The sequence below is a fragment of the Castellaniella sp. genome (genome assembly GCF_004321985.1).
In the GTDB taxonomy this organism is placed as follows: domain Bacteria; phylum Pseudomonadota; class Gammaproteobacteria; order Burkholderiales; family Burkholderiaceae_B; genus Castellaniella.
Map to the genome: position 1 here is coordinate 19602 of NZ_SCQN01000071.1, position 8772 is coordinate 28373.

Here is an 8772-nt window from a genome sequence, read left to right on the forward strand (position 1 = left end):
CGCGCGTGGCTGGCGAATGACCCAAGCCAACCCAATGAGGCATTTCTTTTGTGAACGCTGTTCGCTCTTTGTCACCACCATCGTTCGCCCGCACGCTGCGGGAGCACAGACTGGCGCTGCCACGCAAGCCGCTGGAAATTCTGCAGGTTAACGTCGGGAAACTGTGCGATCTGGCCTGTCAGCACTGCCACGTCGAGGCCGGCCCCAAGCGCACCGAGATCATGCAGGCGACCACGGTCGAGCGCATTCTCCAATTGTTGGCCGATGCACCGGCCGTGCATACGCTGGATCTGACCGGCGGCGCGCCCGAGCTCAACCCGCATTTCCGTACCCTGGTGCGCGAGGCGCGTGCACTGGGCAAAACCGTCATCGACCGCTGCAACCTGACCGTGCTGTTTCGCCCCGGTCAGGCAGACACCGCCGAGTTTCTGGCCTCGCAGGGCGTCAAGGTGGTCGCGTCGCTGCCGTGCTACAGCAAGGCCAACGTCGAGCAGCAGCGTGGCCAGCATGTGTTCGATCCCAGCCTGCGTGCGCTGCATCAGCTCAACGCACTCGGTTATGCACGCGCGGATTCCGGACTGGAACTGGATCTGGTCTACAACCCGCTGGGCGCGACGCTGCCGCCGTCACAGGCGGCCCTGGAAGTGACCTACCGGCGCGAGCTGGCCGAGCACTTTGGCATCGTGTTCAACCGCCTGTTTACCATCACCAACATGCCGATCAAGCGCTTCCTGCATTTGCTGGAACGCGAGGGACGTCATGAGAGCTACATGCAGACCCTGCTTGATGCGTTCAACCCGCAGGCGGCGCTGGGCGTGATGTGCCGCAACCTGCTGTCGGTGAGCTGGGATGGCCAGCTGTACGACTGCGACTTCAATCAGGCGCTGGAGCTGCCGCTCGGCGGGCAGCAACGCAGCGTGTGGGATATCGCCAGCTTGGCCGACGTCGAGCAAGAGCCCATCACCTTTGACAGTCACTGTTATGGCTGCACCGCTGGCGCGGGCAGCTCCTGTGGAGGATCGCTGACATGAACATGCCGCGGGAGCACGAAACCGACACCGCTGCTGTGGAAGAACAGCACTCCGCTGCCGTGCGCAGCTATTACGGTGAAACCCTGCAGTCGAGCCGCGATCTGCGCACCACGGCATGCTGCAGCATCGACGCGATGCCCGAATACCTGCGCACGATCCTGAACCAGCTGCACCCGGAAGTGCGCGACCGTTTCTACGGTTGCGGTTCGCCGCTGCCGCCCGCGCTGGACGGGATGACCGTCCTCGACCTGGGTTGCGGCAGCGGTCGCGATGCCTACCTGTTGTCGAAGCTGGTCGGCGAGCGTGGCCGCGTGATCGGCATCGACATGACGGCGCAGCAGCTGGAAGTGGCCGAACAGCATCGCGATTTCCACGCGCGGGCGTTCGGCCATACCCGCTCCAATGTCACGTTCCACCTGGGTGATCTGGCCAACCTGGCCGCGCTTGGCATCGATGAGGCGTCGGTCGATGTGGTGGTGTCCAATTGCGTGCTGAATCTGGTGCCGGACAAGCGTCGCGCGTTCGCGGAGATATTTCGCGTACTCAAGCCCGGCGGCGAGCTGTATTTCTCCGATGTGTACAGCGACCGCCGGCTGCCGCACGAACTGCTGGCCGATCCGGTGCTGCTCGGCGAATGCCTGGCCGGTGCGCTGTACGTAGAGGATTTCCGCCGTCTGCTCGGTGAGCTCGGGGTGGCCGACGCGCGCATATGCGCACGCAGTTCGATCGCACTGACCGACGAAGCGATCGAGCAGAAGATCGGTTTTGCCCATTTCGAGTCGATTACCTGGCGGGCTTTCAGGCTGCCGCTGGAAGATCGCTGCGAGGACTACGGCCAGGTCGCCACCTATCTCGGTACGATACCTGCACATCCGCACCGCTTTGTGCTGGACGACCATCATCTGTTCGAGAGGGGTAAGCCGCTGCGCGTCTGCGGCAACAGCGCCGACATGCTGGCCGGCAGTCGCTACGCAGCGCATTTCCGTATCGACGGCGACAAGCAGCGCCACTTCGGCCTGTTCGATTGCGCCCCAGCCACACCGGCGAGCACATCAGCCAGCTGCTGCTGAGATGCTCATGAACAAACCTCATCCTGTGGCATCGCTTTCGCTGTCGGTGATCGTGCCGCTGGCGCCCGGAGAGACCGAGTGGCAGGGGCTGCTGCAGCAGCTGACCTCACTGCCGGCCGGCAGCGAGGTGATTGTGGTACGTGCCGACGACGAGTCGTGGCCGGCACCCGCCGGATGGCCCATGCGGCTGCGTTATCGGGAGTGTCACTGCAAACCAGGACGTGCCCGCCAGCTGAATCTCGGCGCCCGGCTGGCCACTGGCCACTGGCTGTGGTTCCTGCATGCCGATTCGCGCCTGCGACCGGACAGCCTGCGCGAACTGCAACGGTTTCTGGCCGAAGGCATCGATGCGCTGGGCTGGTTCCAGCTCGCCTTCCGCAAGGACGGGCCGCCCTGGACCGTCTTGAACGCGGCAGGTGCCAATCTGCGTTCGCGCTGGCTCGGACTGCCGTTCGGCGACCAAGGACTGGTGTTGCCCCGGCACTGTTTCGAGGCCCTGCACGGATTCAATGAAGAGGCTCGCTACGGCGAGGATCATCTGCTCGTGTGGGCAGCGCATCATGCCGCGCTACCGCTTCGCCGCATACCCGCGTTGCTGGAAACCAGCGCGCGCAAATACGCACAGCAGGGCTGGTTGACCACCACGCTCGGGCACTGGCAACGAACCACGGCACAGGCTTGGCCTGCATGGCGCGCGCGGCGCAGGGCAAGGCCATGACGGCGGCACTAGCCATCTTCGTCAAGACCCCCGGTTTGTCGCCCGTGAAAACACGGCTGGCGGTGGCGCTGGGGACGGATGACGCCACGCGGTTTTATCGGCTGGCCGCCGCAGCCACGGCCGCCGTCGCGCAAAGCTGCCAACCGGCACTCACGCCGTACTGGGCGATCGCCGAGGCCGGCCCGGTAGCCGCTGCTGCATGGCATGGCTTTGCGCAAGTGGAGCAGGGCGAAGGCGCTCTTGGTGAACGGCTCGATCACGTCTATACCACGCTGCAGGCACGCCATGGCCGGGTGCTGCTGATCGGCGCCGACGCCCCCCAGCTGACGTCGGCCATGCTTCGGGCGGCACTGGCAATGCTGGACGACGCGGACAAGCCATTCGTGCTTGGCGATGCCAGTGATGGCGGCTTCTGGCTGTTCGGCGGTCGAGCGCCCCTCCCGAAAACTATCTGGTGCACGGTGCGCTATTCGCAGGCGCACACCGCATCCGAATTGCGCGCCTTGCTGGCACCTCATGGCGTCGTCGCCAACGCGCCGATGTTGACCGACGTCGATAACGCCACGGACTTGCCGTCGTTGGCTCATGCGCTGGCGGCATTGCTCGATCCCGTGTCGGCGCAACGTACCCTGCACGACTGGTTGCACACCACCTTGGACCGTACCTTGCTGACTGGAACTTACGTATGACCATCGCACTTTTCATCACCGTGCTGTTGCTGGCCGCGACCAACGGCGCGAACGACAACTTCAAGGGGGTGGCCACGCTGTACGGCAGTCGCACCGTTGGCTATTGGACCAGCCTTGGCTGGACGAGTGTCACCACCCTGGCCGGATCGCTGGGTTCGGTCTATCTCGCCCAGGCGTTGCTCAAGGCTTTTACTGGTGCTGGTCTGGTGCCGGGCGACATCGCCGCGCAGGCTGGCTTCGCCATGGCCGTGGCGGGTGGCGCCGGCCTGACCGTTGCCTTGGCATCCTGGCGTGGCCTGCCGATCTCGACCACCCATGCGCTGGTCGGCGCGATGAGCGGCGCCGGGCTGGTCGCGGTCGGCATGGGTGTGCATTTTGGATCGCTGGGCAAGACCTTCCTGTTGCCACTGCTGGCCAGCCCGCTGATTGCAATCATCCCCGCCTTCCTGATTGCGCCGCTGCTACGCCGATTGGTCGCGCGTGCGGAACAGAAACGCATCGACTGTCTGTGCGTCGAGCAAGCCGCGATCGTGACGCCGGAAGGCGTGATGATGCGCGACACCGCGATGCTGCGAACCGGCAGCGTGGCCGCGTGCAGCGCCAGCGGTGCGCGTCCGCTGGCGCGCCTCAGCAACCACCTCGTGGTCGATACGCTGCACTTCCTGTTCGCTGGTGCAGTGGGGTTTGCGCGCGGGCTCAACGACACGCCGAAGATTGCCGCCCTGCTGCTGCCGATTGCCATGCTCGACAGCCATACGGCGGTATTGGCGGTAGCGATCGCGATGCTGCTCGGTGGTCTGCTTGGTGCCCGCAGGGTGGCCCGCACCATGAGCGACAAGATCACGAATCTGGATCTTGGTGCTTCGCTGGCTGCCAGCCTGACCACGGCACTGCTGGTCAGCACGGCCAGTTTCAACGGGCTTCCTGTGTCGACCACGCACGTCTCGGTCGGCGCGCTGGCTGGCGCCGGTGCCAGTGGGCGCAGTGGTGTGAACCGCCGAGTGATCACCAACATCGCACTGTCGTGGGTGGTCACCTTGCCGGTGGGGGCATTGTTCGGTGCGATCCTCTATGCGTGGGTGCGTTGAGCCCGCTCACCGAGCAGGCCTGAGCGGCTGGATCAGCAGGTTCCGCAGGCGTTTGGCATCGGCGTCGCGAAACACTTCCAGTCCCAGCAGCAGGGTCACCTGCGCTTGCCGTGGCTGCGCCCGATAGCAGCCGAATAGGTCAATCTCACCGTGATGAGGCGGAAGTCGTCGTTGTATCGTGTTCCGTGCACACCACCCTCAATAGAGGGGGCGCTTATCAGGTTGAGCCCTTCGACGAAGCCGAGCGATACCTTGTTCTCGGGTCGACAGTAGGCGGCGATGCCGTCCCAGTGACGCTCGATCATGTCGGCGAATTTCTCGAACGGCGTGAGCCGCTGCCAGCGCAGCGATTGGCGCCACTGGTCGAAGAAGCGCCGGGCCCAGCCTTCGCGCCGGTAGTCCCGCAGCTGGCCGAAGCGTTCCTTGAGCAGGTAGGCGGTGTTGGGCCGCTTGTTGGCCGCCAGCAGTTGCTTGAGCGCCGCCTTGCCGTCGAGGCTGAGGTTCTCGCGGTGCGACAGCAAGGTGTATTTCTGCCCCTTGATGTAGCGACGATCCTTGCCGCTCAGGCGGGCGTATTCAGCCTTGCGTACCGCATCGAGCGCCTTGCCCAGGTGCACCATGATGTGGAACTTGTCGAACAGGATCGCCGCCTGCGGGGCGTGCGTGTGGGTAGCGTTGCGGAACGGCTTCCACATGTCCATCACGGCCAGCCGTATGCCGGCGGATTTCCTTGGGCCAAGCGCCTCGTAGAACATCGCTATGCTCGCTTCGGAGCGATCCACTCCGCCAAACCAGATCGGCCGTTCTTCGGATCAGGTCGCTGACCACGATGCGGTAGGTGTGTCCTTTGCGGATCGAGATTTCGTCGATGCCGATCGCCTTCGGACCGGGTGGGCATCCCGGCGCGCTTGATCTGCTCGGCCATGTACTGCTTGTCCAGCGACTTGACCGTGTGCCAGTCGAGCTTGAATTCCCTGGCGACATCGCGCACGGACGATTGCCGGCAGCGGCGACCGATGTGCCAGGCAAACCGCTTCGTGTAGAACGGGTTGTCGGCCAGAAAGTCGAGCTGCTCGCTCTTCACCTTGCCGCACGTTCGGCAGTCGACCCGGCGCACCTCGAACGCCAGCCAGACCCGCGTGTCGCCGCAGGACAGGTCGCGGATCTGCCGGAGCTTGTGGTCGTACCAGCCCGACTGCACCCGGCCACAATACCCGCAGACCGTTTTTTTCCCCGCCGAACGAGCGTGACCACCCGTGCTTTGGGGTCACCGAATACGCCCTTGACCGTCGCCTGCAGGCGGAAGCCGGGGAACCGATAGGCGTCGAGCAGACGCCGGGGACGCTTGGTTGACGTAGCCATCGGCAAAGCGTGCCAGATTTCAGGGCGACGCTGAAGGCCGCCAAGCCATGCTCTGCATGGGCTGCACCGCGATCACCGCGCGAAATTCACCCACACGTTTCCACGAAGAGCCATTATTGTGACACCCCCGGCTGAAGTCGAACGGCTGGTGCGCGCCAGCGCGGTCGCGGCGCAGCCTGCTTTGGCAGCGCTGTCGCTGCCGCTCCTTATCAAGATCAAGGAGTGGGGACTGGACAAACCGTTGCCCACGTTGTGGGAGCAATCAGGGGTGGTCCGAGCGCCGCGTCGAGCGTTCGCGATCAGCGAAGTACGCGGCACGGTGTCGCGGGCAGGTGTTTATGGCCAGATCACTTGACCACCAGCGTGCCAGTCATGCCGGGATGGAATTTGCAGAAAAATGCGGTCGTTCCTGCCATCGCCGTCGTGTGCGCGGTGACACCCGGTTTCAGGTCGATGTCGAAGCGCCCATCGCGCGCGGTGGCGCTGTGTTCGAAGATGTCATGATTGATCCATTCGATGCGGTCGCCGGCGTGCAAGCCAGCTGGCATCGGGCCGTACTGCATCTTGTCGATCACGATCACATACTCACGATGCGGATGCGCCGTCGCTTGCGGTTTCGCTGTGGTGGCGGCCGTGATCGGCGGTGACACGCCGACCACCGCCAGCAAACCACCGATGATTGGAATCATCAGGCGGTACATGGAGCGCTCCCTAGTTCAGGTTCTGGGCGAGATGCTCGGCGTGCATCTGGTGTTCCTGGAACAGCTTCAGGCCAGTTTCCAGAAGCGACTTGAGTTCCGCGTTTTGGGCCGACGGGATCAGCGTGCCGCTCAACGCGGTATTGACGGTCTTGTGATATGCCACTTCGTTGTCGACATAAGCCTTGTCGAAAGCGCTGCCCTTGAGTGCGGCGAGTTTTTTCTGTTCGGCGGCAGCGCCCTTCGACAGCGATTCGCTGATCGGGTTGTTCTCGGGTGTCACGCCGAGCTTCTTGACCAGCGCCAGCGCCTGCACGTTGACCGCCGCATGGTCGCGCGCCATTTCCTCGGCGAACGCGCGCACGTCCTTGTTGCGGGATTTTTTCAGCGCCTGTTTCGCGGCGCTGATATCGATCACGCCGGCCGTGTAGGCGATGTGCGCGATCTGCGCGTCATTGATGGCCGGTGCAGCCGGGGCTTGCTGGGCATGTACGCTGGCGATGGAGCCGATACCGAGTGCGAGCGCGAGGGTAACGAGGGTCTTGTTCATGAGCGATGTCTCCATGGGATGGGCGAAGGGGGCAAGCGAACGATTGCCATGCTTGCCGGCACCCATGAGATGCAGCAGCGATGCACGGGTTCCCGTCGGCACGTTGCCGGGATGGCCGGAATGCCCGGGATGCGTGGCGGGAACCTCAAGAGCCACCGTTGCGTCGAATGACGCGTTATCCCAATGAGTCCGCCAGCATGCTCGAATGCGATCAAGCCATCTTCCCGCCCGCTGCCGCCGTAACGGCACGAATCACCGAAGCACCGCGCCCGTCGCGCGCCGAGGCGGAAGCGGCGGTGTGCACACTGATCCGCTGGGCCGGCGACGAGCCGTCGCGCGAGGGCCTGCTGGCTACACCTGCCCGTGTCGTACGCGCCTATGAGGAATGGTTTTCCGGTTACCGGCTCGATCCGGCCAACCTACTCAGTCGCACGTTCGACGAAGTCGGCGGCTACGACGATCTGGTCATGCTGCGCGACATTCCGTTGCAGTCGACCTGCGAGCATCACATGGCGGCGATCCGCGGCGTGGTGCATATCGCCTATCTGCCGAACCGGCGCGTCGTTGGCATTTCCAAGCTGGCGCGGCTGGTCGAGGCGTTCGGCCGGCGCCTGCAGATCCAGGAGCGCTTGACTGTCGAGATCGCCGACACGCTCGCCCACGTGCTGCAACCGCGCGGCGTGGCGGTGATCGTGCAGGCCAGCCATGAGTGCCTGTCATCGCGCGGCGTGCGCCTGCACGGGGTGTCCATGCTGACCCGACGCCTGCTTGGCGAGTTCGCGCAGGAACCGCAGCGGCGTGAGATCCTGGTGGCGCTCTCCGACTGATCCGGGAACCTCAAGCTATGATGTTGCATCCGATCAGGTGTGCAAGGAGAGAACCATGTCAGCCCATGTCCACGCGGCACCCCTCGATTATGCCGCGCTGGACGACAATGCGCTGGTAGCCTTGGTTCGTGGCGGCCAGCACGAAGCCTTCCGGCATATCACGCAGCGCTGTAACCAGCGTCTGTTTCGTATTGCGCGCAGCGTGGTCGGCGAAGATTCCGAAGCGGAGGATGTGTTGCAGGAGTCGTACCTGTCTGCCTATCTCAAGCTGGAATCGTTTCGCGGCGACTCCACTCTGCTGACTTGGCTGACCAGCATCGTGCTGAACGAGGCACGCGGCCGGCTGCGCAAACGCCGCTGCATGGTCGGGCTCGAGCAGATCGATGCCTCGCTGCAGGATACCCACCGCGTGATCCAGTTTCCTTCGAAGTTCGGCAGCGAGGACCCGGCCCTCTCGGCCGAGCGAGCGCAGATCCGCCAACTGCTCGAACGTGCCATCGACGAATTGCCGGAAATATTTCGCACGGTCTACGTCATGCGTGAGATCGAGGAGTGCACGGTTGAGGAAACCGCCACCCAGCTGGCGCTGCGGCCGGAGACGGTGAAGACGCGCCTGTATGGGGGTGTAAGCCGGAACCCTAGAAATTTCCGAAAAATCGTGCAACCTATTGTTAACGTTGAAACAAGTGATGGGGCACCGAAATTTCCGTCAGCCCAGCTCCACCCCGGCCACGAGCGC

At 64.0% G+C, this 8772-nt stretch carries 12 protein-coding genes and 1 pseudogene; 8 read left to right on the forward strand and 5 right to left on the reverse strand.

The features are described 5' to 3' along the window. Positions 1–50 precede the first annotated feature (50 nt). From arsS to EPN31_RS16220, 5 genes are read left to right on the forward strand one after another with little or no spacing between them, the layout of a single operon-like run. On the forward strand, positions 51–1031 hold the full coding sequence (gene arsS / locus EPN31_RS16200; protein ID WP_291775704.1) for an arsenosugar biosynthesis radical SAM (seleno)protein ArsS: 981 nt from the start codon (positions 51–53) through the stop codon (positions 1029–1031). Continuing rightward, the gene (locus EPN31_RS16205) at positions 1028–2101 is read left to right on the forward strand and encodes a methyltransferase domain-containing protein (RefSeq protein ID WP_291775707.1); all 1074 of its coding nucleotides are present in this window, start codon (positions 1028–1030) and stop codon (positions 2099–2101) included. Before arsS ends, EPN31_RS16205 begins: the two co-directional genes overlap by 4 nt. Positions 2102–2108: 7 nt before the next feature. Next, complete coding sequence (locus EPN31_RS16210) at positions 2109–2819, forward strand: TIGR04283 family arsenosugar biosynthesis glycosyltransferase (RefSeq protein ID WP_291775709.1); 711 nt, start codon at positions 2109–2111, stop codon at positions 2817–2819. Continuing rightward, positions 2789–3508 carry a TIGR04282 family arsenosugar biosynthesis glycosyltransferase gene (locus EPN31_RS16215; protein ID WP_291775711.1) on the forward strand — a complete coding sequence of 240 codons (720 nt, stop codon included), beginning with the start codon at positions 2789–2791 and terminating at the stop codon, positions 3506–3508. The genes EPN31_RS16210 and EPN31_RS16215 overlap by 31 nt, the downstream gene beginning before the upstream one ends. Continuing rightward, positions 3505–4596, forward strand: a complete 1092-nt coding sequence (locus EPN31_RS16220; RefSeq protein WP_291775713.1) for an inorganic phosphate transporter — start codon at positions 3505–3507, stop codon at positions 4594–4596. Before EPN31_RS16215 ends, EPN31_RS16220 begins: the two co-directional genes overlap by 4 nt. Positions 4597–4691: 95 nt before the next feature. Here the strand turns inward: EPN31_RS16220 and EPN31_RS16225 are convergent, their stop codons facing one another. The 3 genes and pseudogenes from EPN31_RS16225 to EPN31_RS16235 form a co-directional block, all read right to left on the reverse strand. Next, on the reverse strand, positions 4692–5378 hold the full coding sequence (locus tag EPN31_RS16225; protein ID WP_291775715.1) for a transposase: 687 nt from the start codon (positions 5376–5378) through the stop codon (positions 4692–4694). Beyond that, positions 5354–5713, reverse strand: a complete 360-nt coding sequence (locus EPN31_RS16230; protein ID WP_367188328.1) for a helix-turn-helix domain-containing protein — start codon at positions 5711–5713, stop codon at positions 5354–5356. The genes EPN31_RS16225 and EPN31_RS16230 overlap by 25 nt, the downstream gene beginning before the upstream one ends. Beyond that, a pseudogene (locus EPN31_RS16235) lies at positions 5699–5812 on the reverse strand (hypothetical protein); the annotation flags it as partial. The gene EPN31_RS16230 and the pseudogene EPN31_RS16235, both read right to left, overlap by 15 nt. Positions 5813–6076: 264 nt before the next feature. On the opposite strand from EPN31_RS16235, the gene EPN31_RS16240 reads away from it, so the two are divergent. After that, positions 6077–6313 carry a hypothetical protein gene (locus EPN31_RS16240; RefSeq protein ID WP_291775717.1) on the forward strand — a complete coding sequence of 79 codons (237 nt, stop codon included), beginning with the start codon at positions 6077–6079 and terminating at the stop codon, positions 6311–6313. Here the strand turns inward: EPN31_RS16240 and EPN31_RS16245 are convergent. Next, positions 6306–6659: a cupredoxin domain-containing protein gene (locus EPN31_RS16245; RefSeq protein ID WP_291775718.1), complete on the reverse strand. Its 354-nt coding sequence runs from the start codon at positions 6657–6659 to the stop codon at positions 6306–6308. The genes EPN31_RS16240 and EPN31_RS16245 overlap by 8 nt on opposite strands. Positions 6660–6669: 10 nt before the next feature. Beyond that, the gene (locus tag EPN31_RS16250) at positions 6670–7206 is read right to left on the reverse strand and encodes a DUF4142 domain-containing protein (RefSeq protein WP_291775720.1); all 537 of its coding nucleotides are present in this window, start codon (positions 7204–7206) and stop codon (positions 6670–6672) included. Positions 7207–7403: 197 nt separating this feature from the next. Between EPN31_RS16250 and folE the strand changes: the two genes are divergently transcribed. Beyond that, positions 7404–8033 carry a GTP cyclohydrolase I gene (gene folE / locus EPN31_RS16255; RefSeq protein WP_291775722.1) on the forward strand — a complete coding sequence of 210 codons (630 nt, stop codon included), beginning with the start codon at positions 7404–7406 and terminating at the stop codon, positions 8031–8033. A 55-nt stretch (positions 8034–8088) separates the two neighbouring features. Continuing rightward, positions 8089–8772 (forward strand): RNA polymerase sigma factor (locus tag EPN31_RS16260; protein ID WP_291775725.1); only part of this gene is annotated, 684 nt, incomplete at its 3' end.